Genomic DNA, 17,329 nt, shown 5'->3' on the forward strand with positions numbered 1-17,329 from the left:
CCGCCCTCCCCGCCGCCCCGCACGTCCGCCCCGACTCCTCAGGCAAAGCCTGCACTTGTAGGCCGAAGTTTCGGCCGAACAGTGCTGGTTTCCCCGGGTACCCGGGGAAACCGACGCGGGGGCCCGGCCGTCAGACGTACCGGAACCCCCGGGCCTCCCGGCGCACGAAGCCGGGGCGGGTCAGCAGCCACAGCACCCGGAACGGCCCGCCGACCATCACGTCGTCCTCGGTGGTGGGGTGCTCGTGCAGCACCCCGCGCAGAGCTCCCAGCATGTCGTCCGCCCTGTTCACCGGACCCGGGGCCGCTCACACGCCGGCCGGCGTGCGCTCGTCGGACTGGTCGAAGTCGTCCCAGATCTGGTCGTCGGACTCGTGCCGCTCGGCCTGGATGGTCGGCAGCAGCCGGTCCAGCCACGCGGGCAGCCACCAGTTCCAGCGGCCGAGGAGGGTCATCGTGGCGGGGACGAGCACCAGGCGGACCACGGTGGCGTCCAGCACGATCGCGGCGGCCATGCCGAAGCCGAGCTGCTTGACCACGGTGTCGGCCTCGGTGGAGAACCCGAGGAAGACGACGACCATGATCGCCGCGGCCGAGGAGATCACCCGGCCGGTCGAGGCCAGGCCGCGCTCCACGCTCCCCCGGGCGTCGCCGGTGCGCAGCCACTCCTCACGGATCCGCGAGAGCAGGAACACCTCGTAGTCCATGGAGAGGCCGAACAGGATCGCGAAGTTCAGGATCGGGACCCAGCTCGACACGGCGACCGCGTGGTCGATGCCGAGCACGCTCCCGCCCCAGCCCCACTGGAACACCGCCGTGAGGACGCCGTACGACGCTCCGATCGAGAGCAGGTTCATCACGGCGGCCTTCACCGGCACGACGACCGAGCGGAACATCATCGCCAGCAGCAGCACGGAGACCGCGACCACGAAGCCGACGACCAGCCACAGCCGGCCCGAGAGCATCCCGGTGATGTCGGCGAACAGCGGCGTGGTGCCGGTGACCTCGACGCCCGCCGGGAGGTCGTCGCGCAGGCTCGTCACGAGGTCCGAGGTGCGCTCGTCGGCGGGGCCGGTGGTGGGCTCCGCGGCGAAGAAGCCGAGCGCGCCGTCCGGCGAGGTGACGGGGGTGGTGACCCCGGCGATGCCGGCGTGGTCGGCGACCAGGTCGGCCACCGTTGCCGCATCGGCCCGGGTGGTGTCGACGACGATCGTGAACGGTCCGTTCGCGCCGGCGCCGTACTCCTCGGCGATCAGGTCGTAGGCCCGGCGCACGGAGGTCGACGGGCTGTTGCTGCTGCCGTCCTGCGGCCAGGTGCGCATGCCCAGGGTGGGGGCGGCGAGCAGGAGCAGGAACGTGAGCGCGGCCAGCGCCGCGGCGACCGGGCGCCGGGCGACGCGGGCGGCCCACCGGGCGGTCAGCGGGGTCTTGGCGCCGCGGTCACCGCGGCCGGTCCGGGTACGGCGGGGCAGCAGCCGGTCGCCCGCCAGCCCGCACAGCGCCGGGACCAGCGTGATCGCCGCGGCCAGCACGGCCACCACGGCGAGCGCGGTGGCGTAGCCGAACGTCGAGTAGACCGGCAGCCCGCCCAGGCGCAGCCCCATCAGCGAGATCAGCACGGTGGCCGAGGCGAACACGACGGAGCGACCGGCAGTCGCCATCGCGCGGCCCGCCGCCTCCCGCCTGTCGAGGCCCTGGCCGAGGAACTCCACGTGCCGGGTGACCAGGAGCAGCGCGTAGTCGATGCCGACGCCGAGCCCGACCATGGTGGCGACCGTGGGTGCGGCGGTGCTGACGTCCATGGTCGCGGTGAGCAGGGTGACGCCGGCGGAGCCCACCGCCAGGCCCATCAGCGCGATCGCCAGCGGCAGGCCGGCGGCGACCACGGAGCCGAACGAGACCACCAGCAGCACCAGCGCCGCGATCACGCCGGCGATCTCGCCGCTGCCGCTCAGCTCCGACTCGGCGCCGCCGGGCAGCTCGCCGCCGAGCTCGGCCTGGAGGCCGTCGGCGCGCAGCGGCGCGACGGCCTCGACGAGCGGGTCGTAGCCGTTCGCCCCGACCAGGTCGGGGTCGGTGACGGGGACGTCGTACGACACGGTGACGAGCGCGGTGTCGCCGTCCGCGGAGACCCGCGGCTCGGAGACGTGGCTGGCGTGGTCGAGGCCGTGCAGGCGCTGGACCAGGCCGGTGAGGTCGGTCGGGTCGAGGGCGGCGCCGTCCGGGTCGTGCACGACGACCTGGGCGGTCGCGCCGCCGCCGTCGGGCACATGGGCGCGCAGCTGCTCGATGCCCACCTGGGCGCGGGCGCCGGGGATGTCGTAGTCGTCGTGCGTGGTGCCGCCGAGGGCTCCGGCGAGCCCGAAGGCGACGACGAGCACGGCGACCCAGGCGGAGATCGTCCGCCACGGGTGCGCCGCGGCGCCGGCGCCGAGGCGGTAGAGGATGCGGTTCACGTGCTGCTCCCTGGATGAGGCTGGATGAGGCTGGACGAGGCTGGACGAGGCTGGATGCCGTCTGCTTGATCGGTGGGAGCAGCGTGCGCCGCGGAACTTGGGACCGACTGGGAGTCGGCTTGAGGTCCGGACGGGGCACGGTCGGGCCGGGTCGGGGCCGGGGTCAGGCCGGCGGCCGGGGCCAGCTGGCGACGCCCTCGTCGAGGTGCAGCTCGGCGTCGGTCTGCGCGGCCGCCTCGGCGTCGTGGGTGGCGACCACGACGATCGCGCCGCGGTCCGCCTCGGCGCGCAGCGCCGCCATGGCGCGCTCGCGGTTGGCGGCGTCCAGGTCGCTGGTCGGCTCGTCGGCCAGCAGCACCACGGCACGCGCGGCGAGCGCCCGCGCGAGCGCGACCCGCTGCTGCTGGCCGCCGGAGAGCTCCTCGATCAGGTGGTTGCCGGACTCCTCGAGGCCGACCGCCGCGAGCGCCTCCGCGGTACGGCGGTGCGCGTCGGCCGCCCCGACGCCGTGGCTGAGCAGCGGCACCACGACGTTCTCGGCCGCGGTCAGCGCCGAGGCCAGGCCGTTGCCCTGCGGCACGACCACCACGCCGAGCCCGGCGGCCTGCTCGCGGTCGCGCACCGGGATCTCCCCCAGGTGAACCTGGCCCGCGGTCGGCGCGAGGGCCCCGGCGAGGGCCCACAGGAGGGTCGACTTCCCGGCGCCGGACGGCCCGGTCACCGCCACGATCCGGCCCGGCGCGACGGCCAGGTCGAGGGGGTGCAGGGCGAGCAGGTCGCCGTACGAGACCGAGAGGCCGCTCGCTCGCAGGTCACTCATCGGACTCCTCCTCGGGTACCAGGAGGTAGCCGGACCCGTCGGTCGGGTGGAAGCGCACCAGCGTCCCGGGCGCGAGCCGGTCGCGGACGTGCAGCGGCAGCGGCAGGAACCCGTCGGGGGTGACCACGGCGTACTCCTCCCCGCTGCGGCCCTCGCCGCCGACCCGACCGTCGCGGATCGTGATCGTGCGCGGCAGCCGGGCCGCGACGTCGGGGTCGTGCGTGACGATCACGACGGTGGTGCCGAGCTCGCGGCTGGTCTCCGCGATCGCGGCCAGCACCTGGTCGCGGGCGGCATGGTCGAGCTGGCTGGTCGGCTCGTCGGCGAGCAGCAGGCCGGGGCGGGAGCCCATCGCGACCGCGAGGGCGGCGAGCTGGAGGTGGCCGGGCGTGAGCTCGGCGAGCGGCCGGCGCGCGTCCGCCACCAGGCCGAGCCCGGCGAGCACCTCCTCCGGCTCGGGCAGGTCCTTGCCGGCCCGGCGGGCGGCCCGCTGGGCGAAGCGGACGTTGTCGAGGGCCGGGTAGTACGGCAGCAGGTTGCGGCCCGCGCCCTGGAGCATCAGCGCCACGTCCTGGGCCCGCATCCGGTCGAGGTCGCGGGCGCTCGCGGCGGAGAGCTCGAGGTCGCCGACGTGCACCTTGCCGGCGCTGGGGCGGAACACCCCGGCGAGCAGGCTGAGCAGCGTGGACTTGCCGGCGCCCGAGGGTCCGAGCAGACCGACCAGCTCGCCGGCGGCGACGTCGAGGTCGACGCCGGACAGCGCGGCGACCTCGTGCCCCTCGGAGCGGTAGATGTGGACGAGTCGCCGCGTGCTCACCCGCAGGCCGGTCCGCGCGGCGCTCACAGCGTCTCCCTGAGCCGTCGTACGTCGGACCGGCGGGCGAGCGTGCGGCCGATCAGCACGCTCGCGGTGGCGAGCACCGCGAGGACCGCCAGCACCGCCACGGCGACGGCCGACCAGGCGGTGTCCAGGTCCAGCGTGGAGACCGCCGGCGGGTCGGCGAGGAGCGGCACGGTCGGGAGTGCGAGGTAGGCGCCGTACAGGCCGGCGGCGGTGCCGGCGACCACGCCGACGGCGACGGCGGGCAGCTGGGCGGCGACCGCCATCGCGCCGACGGTCCGGCGAGGCACGCCGCTCATCCGCAGCGCCGCGAGGTCACGGGTGCGGAACCGCCAGCTGCTCGCCGCCCCGACCAGCAGCACGAGCAGCGCGATCAGGACGGCGGCCGCGCCGACGATGGCGGCCAGCTGCACGCTCCACGCGGCCGCGGACTCGTCGTAGCCGCGCCGGACGTCCGCGAGCGTCGTGGTGGTCGCGATGCCGGCGCCGCGGTCGTGCAGGGCCGCGTCGACCTCGGCCAGCAGGTCCCGGTCGTCGGCGGCGAACCACAGCGCGACCCGGGCGCTGGTCGCCAGGCTCACCCCGCGCTGCACCAGGTCGAGGTTGGCCACGGCCACGTCGGGCCCGGCCCCCGGGACCCGGGTGAGGGTGCCGACCCGTGCCGCGGCCCGCACGGTCCCGTCGAGCCCGGTCAGGTCGAAGTCGTCGCCCTGGGAGGCCGGCGGGAGGGCGCCGGCGACGAGCGCCGGCACCACGCTGGGCAGCCAGGCCTGCCGCATCGTGAGCTCGCTGGAGCCCTCGCTGCGGACCCGGATCGTGAGCCGGTCGGGCGTGGTCGAGTCGGGCACCATGTCGCCGACCACCGGGTCCTGCAGCGGCGTCCACCGTGAGGCGGGGCCGATCGCGACCGGCTCCTCGCCGACGAGGTTGCTCAGCGTCGCGGTGCCCGTGAGCGTGGCGCCCGGGACGGTCTGCAGCCAGACGGCGGTGACGAAGCAGCCGTCACGGCAGTACGACGTCACCTCGAAGCGGGCGTGCGCGACCTCGTCCGGGAGGTCGGCGACCGCGGTGTGCAGGGTCTCGCCGGCCGGGGTGACCAGGTCCAGCCCCAGGCTCAGCGGGCCGCGCTCGCCGTCGGTGCGGATCGACACCAGCGTCGAGTCGTCGACGTCGACGCGGAGCCGGGTCCCGCTGATCCGGATCGGCTCGGCGTCGGAGACCGCGAGCCGGTCCCAGGCGGACGCCGGCGGCGCGGCGGTCCCCAGCAGCGCGATCCGGCGGAACTGGTCGGGCACCACGGCGACGGTCTCGACCGCGCCGGTGCCGGGCGGGCGGATCCGCACGACGGGCGTGACCCGGCGGCCGTCGGGGTCGACGTCGGCGAGCGCGCCCCGGACCGCGGCGAGGTCGCCGCCCTCCACGTCGGCGATCAGCCGGGCGCCGGTCTCCTGCGCCGCCGCCGAGGCCCGGTTGCGATCGCCGACCACGAACGCGTCGGCGGAGAAGACGGCCAGGGCGGAGGCGAGCGTGACGATGGCGACCACCCGGCGGGTGGCCGGGCTGCGGGCGGCGTCCAGGAGGCTGACCGCGGCTCGGACCCGACCGCGGGCGAGCGCCCGGCGGCCGGCGAGGGCGGTGATCGGCCCGGTCAGGTGCGCGAGGACCAGGCCGACGACGACCGCGAGCAGGCCGGGCGCCGCGAGCGCCACCGGGCCCTCCAGGCCGCCGGTGGCGAAGACCACGACGAGCGATCCGCACCCGGCCACCACGAGCGCGTCGCCGGTGCCCAGCGCCCAGCTGTTGCGGCGCGGCGGCACCCGGCGCAGCAGCGTCTCGACCGGCTCGCGCGCGACCCGGGCGACCGCCAGCCCGGTGAGCAGCACGAGCGCGAGGACGGCGAGGCCGAGCGCGCCGAGCAGCCGGACGCCGGTCTCGAACGGCGCGTGGCCGGGCAGCAGCATGGTTCGCGCGGCCCAGACCCCCAGCAGCGCCAGCGCGGCGCCGGGCAGGACGCCCGCGAGCGCGACCGGGAGCAGCTCCCCGAGGAGCAGGCCGCGCGCGCCCCGCCGGCCACGGCCGCGGAGCCGGGCGAGCGCCACCTCGGGCCGCCGCTGCTCGGTGACGGCGAGCAGGGTCAGCCACAGCACGACGAGGGCGAGCAGGCCGAGCTGGGCCATCAGCAGCGGCACGGTGACCTGCGACTGGTCGCTCTGCTCCCGGACGTCGTCCGCGAGGTCGGGGAGGCCGGAGTACGGCGTGACGATGGTGCCGTCGGCGCCCGCGCCCGCGGTCTTCGCGAGCCGGCGGATCGCGTCGGAGAGCGCGAACAGGTCGTCAACCCCGAGCGCGTCGACGTCGAGCGGGAGCCCGACCGTGGACCGGCCGGCGGGCAGCGGCGGCAGCCCGGGGCCCTCGAACGTCGAGCGCGCGGTCAGCCAGACGTCGTGCTGGACCTGGGCGGGCGGACCGGGGTCCACGAGGCCGGACCGCCCGGTCAGCTGCAGGCCCAGCCAGTACGCCGACGGCTCCTGGTCGTAGACGCCCGCGACGACCAGGTGCGCCCGCGGCACGGTCGCGTGGGCGCCGTTGTGCGGGATCCCGGGGATCGCCAGCCGGGTGCCCACCGGCAGGTCGAAGTTGTCCGCGTCGGCCGCGCTGACCATGATCTCGCCGGCCCGCTCCGCACAGACCCCGGCGACGAGCGTCAGGTGCTCACACGCCCCCTCCCGCCAGACGACGTCGCCGCCCGGGTCCCGGGACGAGCCGGGCAGCACGTTCGCCTCGGCCGCGTAGCCCAGGACCGGCGCGAGGTAGTGGGCTCGGGTCCCCGCGGGGACGACCTCCGCGATGGTCTCCGGCGCGGCCGGCCGCTCCCGGTTCTGGAACCCGAAGCCGCCTCCGCCCGCCCGGGTCGCGATCAGCTGGAGGCCGGCGACGGCGGGGTCGGCGCGCTCGACCGTGATGTCGGTGAGGGCCTGCTGCATCGCGCGGTCGTAGAGCGGTGCGAACACGGCGCACGCGGCGACCAGGGCGGCCAGCGCGGCGAGGGCGAGCGCCTGGAACGGTCGGTACCTCGTCCTCATCGGCACCCCCCGCAGGCGACCGCCGGCGATCCACCCACGCGCACCGCGTCAGCATGCCACCCGGGCGGCCTCCACGCGCGCAGGATCCTGCCGGATCACCGAGAACGGTGGGGCGGGGGGTGGGCCGCTCCCGGAACCTGGTGGCCGCCGCTCACCATCGGTCACTCGGCGCGCATCCTGTGACCGGACTTGGCGCACGGTTCCTGCGCTGGCCCATCCCCCGCGTCACCCTCGACTCTCTCCGCGCGACGCCCGGCGGCGTAGAGCCCGAGGTCCCGCCCGAGCCGGGACTCGGGACCCGGGTCCTCCCGGCTCCGGACCGGGTACGAGGCCACCTCGACCTCGGGACGTCGTCCTCTGGTCCGCGCGGACGAGCGGCGCCGCGAGCCGCAGGTAGCCACCTGTACTCTGTCGGGAACCGCTCGGGGAGCCGCCGCCGTGGACCTCCCGAGCGCGGTGGCTGCGAGGCGGGTACGTCGATGAGGCTCGATCAGGTCGTCTGCTGATGACCACCGAACCTGCCCATGATCGGTCCCTCGGGACGCTGCTCCTGCGGGTCCGCCGGGCACGGAGCGCCGTCGAGCAGTGCCGCAACGGCCGGGTCGCGCGCGACGAGCTCGCCGACGCCCGGCACGAGCTGATGCTCGCCCTCCAGGCCTACGTCTCGGCGCTCGAGCGGCGGAAGCTGCCGGTGCCGTGGCGGATGCAGGCGGAGCTGAAGCTGCACCGCGACCTGTTCGACCGCTGACCCCGGACACGCCACGAGGGGCGGACCACGACCGAGATCGTGATCCGCCCCTCGTGCTGCTCAGCAGGTACTACTGGGCGCGGACGTTCTCCGCCTGCGGGCCCTTGGGGCCCTGCGTCACGTCGAACTCGACGCGCTGGTCGTCCTTGAGGGACTTGAAGCCGGTGCCGGCGATCGCGGTGTGGTGGACGAACACGTCCGGGCCACCGCCATCCTGGGCGATGAAGCCGAAGCCCTTGTCGTCGTTGAACCACTTCACGGTGCCTTGTGCCATCTTGGTGTTCCTTGTTCGTGTTGGATGCGCCCGGCGTTCTCGCCGGCCGCGAGCTGAAGACATCTGCGCTGCGCTTGATGTCCAGCTGACCGAAGACCAAGTGATGAGTGCGACGAACCGGCGGTCAGGATCGGCCGCCGAGGAGCCGAGGCCCCTTCAACACCACCAGCGTAGCAGCGCGGCCCCCGACCGCCCCGATCGTCGGCGGCGCGCGGGCTCAGCCGAGGAAGCTGAGCCGCACCTCGCGCTCGGCGTTGTCGACGTTGAGGTCGACCAGACACACGCTCTGCCAGGTGCCGAGGGCGAGCCGGCCCCCGAGCACCGGCACCGTGGCGTACGGCGGCACCAGCGCCGGCAGCACGTGCGAGCGCCCGTGGCCGCGGCTCCCGTGCCGGTGCCGCCAACGGTCGTCGGCGGGCAGCAGGTCGGCCAGGGCCGCGAGCAGGTCGTCGTCACTGCCGGCGCCGGTCTCGATGATCGCGATCCCGGCGGTCGCGTGCGGGACGAACACGTGCAGCAGGCCGTCCCCGCGCCCCGCCACGAAGTCGCGGCAGTCGTCGGTGAGGTCCAGGACGGTCTCGCGGTCGCCGGTGCGGTAGCTGCGCGTCTCGGAATCCACGCGCCCGATCGTGCCACGGGCCGCTACGGTCGCCTCCGTGCCCGTGCGCTCACTGGCCTACCGGACCGACGTCGCGCTCCTCCAGGAGGCCGGCAGCGACCAGGCGTCCCGCAGGCGGGTGCAGCCCTCCGTCGACCCGTCCTAGACGTTAGTGCCCGGCACGCCGTCGGGATCGGTCACCCCGCCTGCGCACGACGCGAACGGCTCCGGTGCGGTCTCGCCGCCGCCGAACGTGCGGACGAACAGGGCCAGCCGGGCGTCGTCGGCGCCGTCCAGCTCCAGCTGGCGGCCCCAGACCGTGACCACCACCGGCGCCGGGAGGCCGGCGTACGGCGAGAGGATGCCGTTGGCGGGCAGCAGGTCCGCCAGCGTGGCGACGTCGGCGGCGTCGAGGTCGGGGTCGTAGGTGATCCAGACCGTGCCGTGCTCGAGGTCGTGCACCGCGTTCTCGTCGCGGACCGGCTCGTCGTAGACGCCACAGTCGAGCCAGGCCCCCGCGTGCGGGCCGCCGACCGGCGGCGTCTGCGGGTAGTCGACGTCCGCCGCGGTGTGGGCCCGCGAGAGGCCGTCGTACTCCCGGACCGCCGCCAGGCCGGCCGCCTCCTGCGCGGCACGGTCGGCGCGCAGCACGCGCACCACCAGCGGGACGGCCACGGCGACCACCAGCACCAGGACCGCCCCCGCGACGGCAAGCACGACCGGCAGCGACCGTCGGCCCTGCGACGGCTCGGGTGGGAGCGGCGGTGGCGGCGGGTACGCCGGCGGCGGAGGCGGGTACGCCGGTGGCGGCGGCAGGTCGGACATCGCCGTCCGGTCAGTCCGCGAGCAGTCGCTCGACGCGCTCGACCTTCGCGGAGAGCTGGCCGTCGTACCCCGGCCGGATGTCGGCCTTGAGCACCAGCCCGACGCGCGGGGACACCGCGGCGACGACGTCGACGGCGCGCTTGACCACTGCCATCACCTCGTCCCACTCCCCCTCGACGTTGGTGAACATCGCGTTGGTCTCGTGCGGGAGCCCGGACTCGCGGACCACCCGGACGGCGGCCGCCACGGCCTCGGAGACGCCACCGGTCTCGTCGGCGGTAGTCGGGGAGATGCTGAACGCGACGATCATGCGTCCAGCCTAGTTGCGGCGTCCCGGCCGTGACCTTCTCCCCGTCCGGAGGTTGAACCCGTTGGGGCCCGGCCGGACATCCGGGACCATCCGCCGGCTCGAGGAGGGGACGAGATGACGAGGATCTGCCTGCGGCACGAGCTGCGAATGCTCCGCCTGACCGCCGCGACCGTTCGCGGCGCGAGCGGACGAGGGCTGCACAGCCCCGAGCACGCCGCGCTGCTCGCCGAGATCGAGCAGTGCAGCCGCTGTCACCGCCGCCAGGACGCGCCGGTCGAGCTGGTCCCCGAGGCGCCCCAGGAGCCCGCGGCCCCGGCGCACGTGATCGTCACCTTCACCTGCCCCGAGGAGGTCGTCGACCCCGAGCAGCTCGCCGCCACCCTCGAGGAGGCGCTGCCGGACTACGCCGCCGACCTCACCGTCCAGGTGGCCTGAGGCCCTCGCGCTCGGCGAAGCACAGCGACCCGCCCGAAGGTCTCGGGCGGGTCGCTGTGTTCGAGATCAGGCGCGGCGCAGGTTGCGCAGGACGTACTGCATGATGCCGCCGTTGCGGTAGTAGTTCGCCTCGCCGGGGGTGTCGATGCGGACGACGGCGTCGAACTCCGTGTCCCCGGCCTTGACCTTCACGGTCTCCGGCGTGGTGCCGTCGTTGAGCGCCGTGACGCCGGTGATCGAGAACGTCTCCTCACCGGTGAGGCCGAGCGACTCGGCGGTCTGGCCCTCGGGGAACTGCAGCGGCAGCACACCCATGCCGATCAGGTTCGAGCGGTGGATGCGCTCGTAGGACTCCGCGATCACGGCCCGTACGCCGAGCAGCGCGGTGCCCTTGGCCGCCCAGTCGCGCGAGGAGCCCGAGCCGTACTCCTTGCCGGCGAGCACCACGAGCGGGGTGCCGGCGGCGAGGTAGCCCTCCGACGCCTCGAACACCGTGGTGACCTCGCCGTCGGCGGAGAAGTCCCGGGTGAAGCCGCCCTCGGTGCCCGGCGCGAGCTGGTTGCGCAGCCGGATGTTCGCGAACGTGCCGCGGATCATCACCTCGTGGTTGCCGCGCCGCGAGCCGTAGGAGTTGAAGTCCCGGTGCTCGACCCCGTGGTCCGCGAGGTAGCGGCCGGCCGGCGAGTCCTTCTTGATCGCACCGGCGGGGCTGATGTGGTCGGTGGTCACCGAGTCGCCGAGCTTGAGCAGCACCCGGGCGCCCTCGATGTCGGCGACCGGCTCCGGCTCGTCGGGCATGCCGTCGAAGTACGGAGGCCGGCGCACGTACGTCGAGCTCTCGTCCCACGCGAACGTCTTGCCCTCGGGGGTCGGCAGCGAGCGCCACTGCTCGTCGCCGGCGAACACGTCGGCGTAGTCGGTCGTGAACATGTCGGAGGTGATCGCGTCGCGGATCACGTCCTGGACCTCCTGCGAGGTCGGCCAGATGTCCTTCAGGAACACGTCGTTGCCGTCCTGGTCCTGGCCGAGCGCGTCGTCGAACAGGTCGACGTCCATCGTGCCGGCCAGCGCATAGGCGACCACCAGCGGCGGCGAGGCCAGGTAGTTCATCTTGATGTCGGGGTTGATCCGGCCCTCGAAGTTCCGGTTGCCCGAGAGCACTGCTGCCACGGCGAGGTCGTTCTCGTTGACCGCCTGGCTGACCTCCGGGATCAGCGGGCCGGAGTTGCCGATGCAGGTGGTGCAGCCGTAGCCGACCAGGTTGAACCCGAGCTTGTCGAGGTACGGCGTGAGCCCGGACCGCTCGTAGTAGTCGGAGACGACCTTCGAGCCCGGGGCCAGCGTGGTCTTCACCCACGGCTTGCGCTGCAGGCCCTTCTCCACCGCCTTCTTCGCGAGCAGCGCCGCGCCGATCATCACCGACGGGTTGGAGGTGTTGGTGCACGACGTGATCGCCGCGATCGCCACCGCGCCGTGGTCGAGCTCGAACTTCGTCCCGTCCGCCAGGGTGACGTGGGCCGGGTTGCTCGCGCGGCCGCCGTCCGTGGGCGCGCACGACAGGTAGTCGCGCCGGGGGGTCTGGCCGTGCACGCCCTCGTGCGCGGCGGGCGTGTCGGACGCGGGGAACGACTCCTCGAGCGCCTCGTCGTACGCTCCCGCGACGGCGGGCTTCTCGTGGTCGACGTACGTCGTGAGCGCACCGCGGAAGGACTGCTTCGCGTCGGCGAGCGAGATCCGGTCCTGCGGCCGCTTCGGCCCGGCGATGGAGGGTACGACGGTCGCCAGGTCCAGCTCGAGCCGCTCGGAGAACCTCGGCTCGGCGTCCGCGTCGTGCCAGAGGCCCTGCTCCTTCGCGTACGCCTCGACCAGCGCGAGCTGGTCCTTCGGGCGCCCGGTCATCTCGAGGTACTTCAGCGTCTCCTCGTCGATCGGGAAGACCGCGATGGTCGAGCCGAACTCGGGGCTCATGTTGCCGATCGTGGCGCGGTTGGCCAGCGGCAGCACGCTGACGCCGGGGCCGTAGAACTCGACGAACTTGCCGACGACGCCGTGCTCGCGCAGCATCTCGGTGATCGTCAGCACCAGGTCGGTCGCGGTGGAGCCCTCGGGCAGGTCGCCGTGGAGCTTGAAGCCGACCACCCGCGGGATCAGCATCGAGACCGGCTGGCCGAGCATCGCGGCCTCGGCCTCGATGCCGCCGACGCCCCAGCCGACCACGCCGATGCCGTTGACCATCGTGGTGTGGGAGTCGGTGCCGACGCAGGTGTCGGGGTAGGCCTGCAGCTGGCCGTCGACCTCACGGGTGAAGATGGTGCGCGCCAGGTGCTCGATGTTGACCTGGTGCACGATGCCGGTGCCGGGCGGGACGACCTTGAAGTCGTCGAAGGCGCCCTGGCCCCAGCGCAGGAACTGGTAGCGCTCGCGGTTGCGCTGGTACTCGATCTCGACGTTGCGCGCGAACGCCTCGGGGGTGCCGAAGACATCGGCGATCACGGAGTGGTCGATGACCATCTCGGCGGGCGCGAGCGGGTTGATCTTCGACGGGTCGCCGCCGAGCTCGGCCATCGCCTCGCGCATGGTGGCCAGGTCGACCACGCACGGCACGCCGGTGAAGTCCTGCATGATCACGCGGGCCGGGGTGAACTGGATCTCCTTGCTCGGCTCGGCGTCCGAGTCCCACCCGGCGATCGCGCGGATGTCGTCGGCCGTGATGTCCGCGCCGTCCTCGGTGCGCAGGAGGTTCTCCAGCAGCACCTTGAGGCTGAACGGCAGCGACGCGACGTCGAGCCCCTCGCCGGTGACCGCGTCCAGGCGGAAGATCTCGTAGGACTTTCCGTCCACGTCCAGGGTGCCCTTGGCACCGAAGCTGTCCTGACTGGCCACAGCAGTCATCTCCTCTGACGTCTCGTCTGCACCGTGATTCGCTCCATCCTGCCGTCGGGCGCGAACAGGGGAAAAGGAAGGCTGTCCTAACCCTGCCGATCGGTACCCATCGGTCGGGAGCGATATCTCTTGATATCAAGATACATGATGCCGAAACGATCTGGGGCGGCGGGGCCGAGGCCGGTGGCGCCCTCAGATGGCGCTCCGCCCCGAGGGAGCGCCTGGATCGCCGCGATCGTCCTGCGGTGAGCGGCGTCGATCGTCCTGATCTCCCGCAATCACGGACGCGATGTCCAGCGGACGGTCCAACGGGGTCGTCGCCCTGGTCTCGCCGTCGTGATCGCAGTCGCGTCGCTCGCCGTGACGCACCGCGACCAGCTCGGCTGGGACCGCCACGTCGCGTCGACAATCCACAACGGCGCCTGAAGGAGAGCCTGCTCGGAGCGCACACCGCTGGCTGCGACGGAGGTGTCCGCAAGGTGCGCCCGGAGCGAGCCAAGGGCGCCTGCGCTGACTGCGTGACGGCCCACCGTGTCATCGCGACTCACATCGCCGCTGGTCAGTGGGCTCTCTCCAGCAGCGCGACGCGCTCCATGCGAAATGACAGGCTCGGTGTCACCAGCGGTCGCGTGGCACGGGGAGCGGATCGCCGTATCCCGTTCGCTCGAGCAGCAGGCCGTATTGCTCGGGGCGGCGGTGGGCCGCGAAGTTCAGCATGAAGTCGCGGAAGTGGCGACCGAACTCCAGGTCGATGGGCGCGGCAATGACCTCATCGGCCTCGGTATGCGCTTTGGCCACGATCTCTCCGGAGGGCGCGATGATGACCGACCCGCCGATCAGGCGGTGACCGTCTTCACGACCCGCCTTCGCTGCGGCCGCGATCCACATGGCGTTCTGGTAGGCACCTGCCTGCAGCGCAAGCAGGTGGTTGAACATGATGAGGTGCGACTCCTCATCGGGGTTCCAGTTCATCGTTGGGGTGTTGTAACCGAAGAGGCCCAGCTCTGCGCCCTGCAGCGACAACATCCGGTAGGTCTCGGGCCAACGGCGGTCATTGCAGATGGCCATGCCGATTCGGGCGCCGAACGCGTCGAACACACCGAACCCGAGGTCGCCGACCTCGAAGTACCGCTTCTCGAGGTGCTGGAACTGGCTGTTGGGGACAGGCTCCGCGTGCCCTGGGAGGTGAATCTTCCGGTACTTCCCGACAATCTCGCCGTTTGCGTTCACAAGGATTGCCGTGTTGAAGTGACGACCCTCAGGGGTCAGCTCGGCGTACCCGAGGTGGAATCCGATGCCGAGCTCCTTCGCCGCATCGAAGAGCGGCTGGACCGGAGGGCTGGGCATCGAGCGTTCGAAGTAGCCGTCCATGTCCGAGACATCGTCACGGTGATAGCGAGGGAAGAACGCGGTGAGCGTCAGCTCTGGAAAGACGACTAGGTCGGCACCAAGCATCTTCGCCTCACGCAGAAGCGCCACCAGCCGCGTGACCACAGAAGTCCGGTCCTCGTCGATGCTGATGCCGCCGACTTGGGCTACGGCCAGGGTTAGATCCTTGCTCATTCTTCCTCCGTGTCCGGGTGCGCGACCGAGTCCTCGGCTTGCTGACTCAGCATCGCCGGGCATGGGCGACGAGTCGTTGTGACCGTTGTTCAGTCCTTGGCTGCGTGATTGTCCGTTCGGCACACGCGTCGAGAGTCCGTCAAGATGTCTGCTCTATCCGACGCCCCGAACGCGGTCGGATCGATACCTCCGGAGCCAGTGACTACCAAGTCGCGGGAGTGCCGTCGAGCCGCCTCTGAGGCCCTCGGTACCTCTACCGAGCGTCATGGGCGCCGGGCGTGATGAAGCGTCGGCCCAGATTGTGCCGATCTCTGGAGGCCGTGTCTGTGGGCGACAGGTCCGCTTCGCCGAGCCGGCGCTGCACGGCGCACCCATCCGGTGCGCCTCGTGAGGCGTCCTACGTACTCGAGATCAGCAGAACCGTGGTCTCCGGCTCCAGCATTCGCCAGCGGTGCCCTGACAGGCCGCTGTAGGCCATGCAGTCACGAGGGCCGAGAACGGTCGGCGACATCCCATCAACCTGGATCTCGACTGCTCCCGAGACCACATAGACCGCCTCTTCGCCCTCGTGGACGTACGGCTCCGGCCACTCCTCCATGCCGCCGACGAACTCGGTGACTGTCAGGTGGCCAAGCCCCTCGCTCAGAGAACGCGCCGACCCTGCAATCAAGGAAGAGGCAGACGCGCCCTCGTCATTCATCACCGTCGAATCGTCGTCGTGACGGCTGAGCGCCGTGGTCGAACCGGGACGCGGCGGCCCCGCGAGCAGCGCTGGTCCATTCGTCTTGAGCGCAGTCGCGATGCGATTGAGCGAACGCATGCTTGGCTGCGCGGCTCCCCGCTCCACCTGGCTCAGGAACGGCTGGCTCAACTCAGTCAGCTTGGCGAGCTCGTTGAGGGTGAGGCCCATCCGTTTACGTCGCGATCGAATTCCGGCACCGAGCTGACGATTCGGAGCCGGCGCCTCGGCGGCCGGGCTTGTCGATGACTTGGCCACTTAGGCACGATATCCCGGTCGGTGCTGGCTACTTGGCAGGGCGGCCACGAACCCTTCACACCTCATATCAGCCTCGGTGGACCGCAAGGACGGCTTCGTCCGACCAGCCGCTGTCTTCGGCGAGGAAGCGGATCTCATCGTCGGTGAACTCACGGCCGACGGTGCGACCCGCGGTCCGTACGTAGGATGCACGAAGGTCGTCAAGGCGGATGTCCTCGATCGCGACGTCCCTGACCGAGAGCGGTAGCACGATGCTGCTGCCTGCTGTGCCGCGTCCGGTGCCTGTCGAGATCTCGACGCCGAGGCCCGACGCGAACTCCAGCTGAGACCACGGCGTCTTGCCAGCCCCGGTGTACTCGGTCTCACTGATGACGATCACCTCGTCTGCAGGAAGTTCTTGTGCGACCACGACAGCCGCCGCGAGCGACGTGTTCCCAGCTGGTCCCCGCTCGAGGCCCTCGAGGACCGCGAGCAGTTCGGTCGCATGGAACACCGCACCCTGGCTGACCGTCACGAGCCGATCGAGGTACCGAAGCGGCCGTGCCGCGTTCCTGGGAACGTCGACGCGGTCCGGCCAGGTTGTGAACGGAACAGAGAAGCCGGTATGGCCGGTTGTGAACGACTTTCGATTGAACTGCTGGTCCGATGCCATGTGCAGACCGGAGAGGTCCACCGAGACCCCAACCAGCTGGGTCGCCGCGCCACGAGCGCGAAGGCCGCGGCCGACGCCGGTGCACATGCCACCCCCGGCGTGAGTGGCCAGGACCGCTGCTGGGTCACGGCCGGTCAAGGCACGGACGTCGTCGACAATTTCGGTGCCGAGTGTTTCGATTCCCTGGACGCTCATCGGGGTGTACAGCGACGCATTGAAGTAGCCCGTGTCCTCCAGTACTGACAGCAGCATCGAAAAGAGCTCCGGCCCCACCGTCGTTTGCAGGACCTCGGCACCCAAGGCCTCGCACTTGCGAGCCTTCTCCAGGATCTCCGGTTGGCCGTATCCCCGGCTGTCGAAGGCCTCCTGGACGATGACCGCAGCCAATCCGCTCCTCGCGGCCTGGCTTGCGACCGCAGCGCCGTAGTTCCCGCTGGTGGCGGCTACCACGCCGCGGTACCCGCGCTCTGCGGCAACGTGTGCCGACAGCGCAGCGCGACGGTCCTTGAAGGACCCTGACGGGTTCGCCGCCTCGTCCTTCACGAGGATGCGTGCCCCGAAACCGGCTGGGGAGATCGACCGGACAAGGTCGGTGATGTTGTGCAGTTCGAGCAAAGGAGTGGAACCGACCCCCCTGCTCCGCTGGATCGCCTGAACCTCGTCGAGATCCCGGCCCGTCGAGGCGAGGAGCCCTTCGTAGTCGAACGCGAGCGCGCCCTGCTCGAACTGCCCGTAGTCGATGCCGAGAGCCCGGTCGAGGATCTCCGACCTGCGCTCCATGATCTCCCGGTAGGAGGAACTCATCGCGGGTCTCTCCTCGCGCTGACACGCAGAGGCCCGGCCTC

General features: G+C 72.2%; 15 protein-coding genes. 2 read left to right on the plus strand and 13 right to left on the minus strand.

Annotated features, from left to right (window positions below):
• Positions 1 to 130: 130 nt before the first annotated feature.
• From QMC84_RS01905 to QMC84_RS01925, 5 genes are all read right to left on the minus strand, one after another.
• Positions 131 to 274 (minus strand): hypothetical protein, encoded by a 144-nt coding sequence (locus QMC84_RS01905; RefSeq protein ID WP_300371206.1) that lies wholly within the window; start codon positions 272 to 274, stop codon positions 131 to 133.
• A 33-nt stretch (positions 275 to 307) separates the two neighbouring features.
• Positions 308 to 2,455: an MMPL family transporter gene (locus QMC84_RS01910; RefSeq protein ID WP_300371208.1), complete on the minus strand. Its 2,148-nt coding sequence runs from the start codon at positions 2,453 to 2,455 to the stop codon at positions 308 to 310.
• 163 nt (positions 2,456 to 2,618) lie between these two features.
• On the minus strand, positions 2,619 to 3,275 hold the full coding sequence (locus QMC84_RS01915; RefSeq protein WP_300371210.1) for an ATP-binding cassette domain-containing protein: 657 nt from the start codon (positions 3,273 to 3,275) through the stop codon (positions 2,619 to 2,621).
• Positions 3,268 to 4,119, minus strand: coding sequence for an ATP-binding cassette domain-containing protein (locus QMC84_RS01920; RefSeq protein ID WP_300371212.1), 852 nt, complete (start codon positions 4,117 to 4,119; stop codon positions 3,268 to 3,270). The genes QMC84_RS01915 and QMC84_RS01920 overlap by 8 nt, the downstream gene beginning before the upstream one ends.
• Entirely contained in the window at positions 4,116 to 7,199 is a 3,084-nt protein-coding gene (locus QMC84_RS01925) for an FtsX-like permease family protein (RefSeq protein ID WP_300371214.1), read from the minus strand. Before QMC84_RS01925 ends, QMC84_RS01920 begins: the two co-directional genes overlap by 4 nt.
• A gap of 505 nt (positions 7,200 to 7,704) precedes the next feature.
• On the opposite strand from QMC84_RS01925, the gene QMC84_RS01930 reads away from it, so the two are divergent.
• Positions 7,705 to 7,947, plus strand: coding sequence for a hypothetical protein (locus QMC84_RS01930; protein ID WP_300371216.1), 243 nt, complete (start codon positions 7,705 to 7,707; stop codon positions 7,945 to 7,947).
• 70 nt (positions 7,948 to 8,017) lie between these two features.
• Here the strand turns inward: QMC84_RS01930 and QMC84_RS01935 are convergent, their stop codons facing one another.
• The 4 genes from QMC84_RS01935 to QMC84_RS01950 form a co-directional block, all read right to left on the minus strand.
• Entirely contained in the window at positions 8,018 to 8,221 is a 204-nt protein-coding gene (locus QMC84_RS01935; RefSeq protein WP_300371218.1) for a cold-shock protein, read from the minus strand.
• 217 nt (positions 8,222 to 8,438) lie between these two features.
• Entirely contained in the window at positions 8,439 to 8,840 is a 402-nt protein-coding gene (locus QMC84_RS01940) for a secondary thiamine-phosphate synthase enzyme YjbQ (RefSeq protein WP_300371220.1), read from the minus strand.
• A 141-nt stretch (positions 8,841 to 8,981) separates the two neighbouring features.
• On the minus strand, positions 8,982 to 9,644 hold the full coding sequence (locus tag QMC84_RS01945) for a DUF3105 domain-containing protein (RefSeq protein WP_300371222.1): 663 nt from the start codon (positions 9,642 to 9,644) through the stop codon (positions 8,982 to 8,984).
• A gap of 10 nt (positions 9,645 to 9,654) precedes the next feature.
• Complete coding sequence (locus tag QMC84_RS01950; protein ID WP_300371224.1) at positions 9,655 to 9,954, minus strand: thiamine-binding protein; 300 nt, start codon at positions 9,952 to 9,954, stop codon at positions 9,655 to 9,657.
• Between the two features lie 114 nt (positions 9,955 to 10,068).
• On the opposite strand from QMC84_RS01950, the gene QMC84_RS01955 reads away from it, so the two are divergent.
• Entirely contained in the window at positions 10,069 to 10,389 is a 321-nt protein-coding gene (locus QMC84_RS01955) for a hypothetical protein (RefSeq protein WP_300371226.1), read from the plus strand.
• 66 nt (positions 10,390 to 10,455) lie between these two features.
• Here the strand turns inward: QMC84_RS01955 and QMC84_RS01960 are convergent, their stop codons facing one another.
• The 4 genes from QMC84_RS01960 to ortB form a co-directional block, all read right to left on the minus strand.
• The gene (locus QMC84_RS01960; RefSeq protein ID WP_300371228.1) at positions 10,456 to 13,281 is read right to left on the minus strand and encodes an aconitate hydratase; all 2,826 of its coding nucleotides are present in this window, start codon (positions 13,279 to 13,281) and stop codon (positions 10,456 to 10,458) included.
• A gap of 606 nt (positions 13,282 to 13,887) precedes the next feature.
• Entirely contained in the window at positions 13,888 to 14,835 is a 948-nt protein-coding gene (locus QMC84_RS01965; protein WP_300371230.1) for an N-carbamoyl-D-amino-acid hydrolase, read from the minus strand.
• A 397-nt stretch (positions 14,836 to 15,232) separates the two neighbouring features.
• On the minus strand, positions 15,233 to 15,832 hold the full coding sequence (locus QMC84_RS01970) for a helix-turn-helix domain-containing protein (RefSeq protein ID WP_300371232.1): 600 nt from the start codon (positions 15,830 to 15,832) through the stop codon (positions 15,233 to 15,235).
• A gap of 67 nt (positions 15,833 to 15,899) precedes the next feature.
• Positions 15,900 to 17,288 (minus strand): 2-amino-4-oxopentanoate thiolase subunit OrtB, encoded by a 1,389-nt coding sequence (gene ortB, locus QMC84_RS01975; protein ID WP_300371234.1) that lies wholly within the window; start codon positions 17,286 to 17,288, stop codon positions 15,900 to 15,902.
• Between the last annotated feature and the right edge of the window lie 41 nt (positions 17,289 to 17,329).

The sequence above is a fragment of the Nocardioides sp. genome, assembly GCF_030019515.1.
In the GTDB taxonomy this organism is placed as follows: Bacteria; Actinomycetota; Actinomycetes; order Propionibacteriales; family Nocardioidaceae; genus Nocardioides.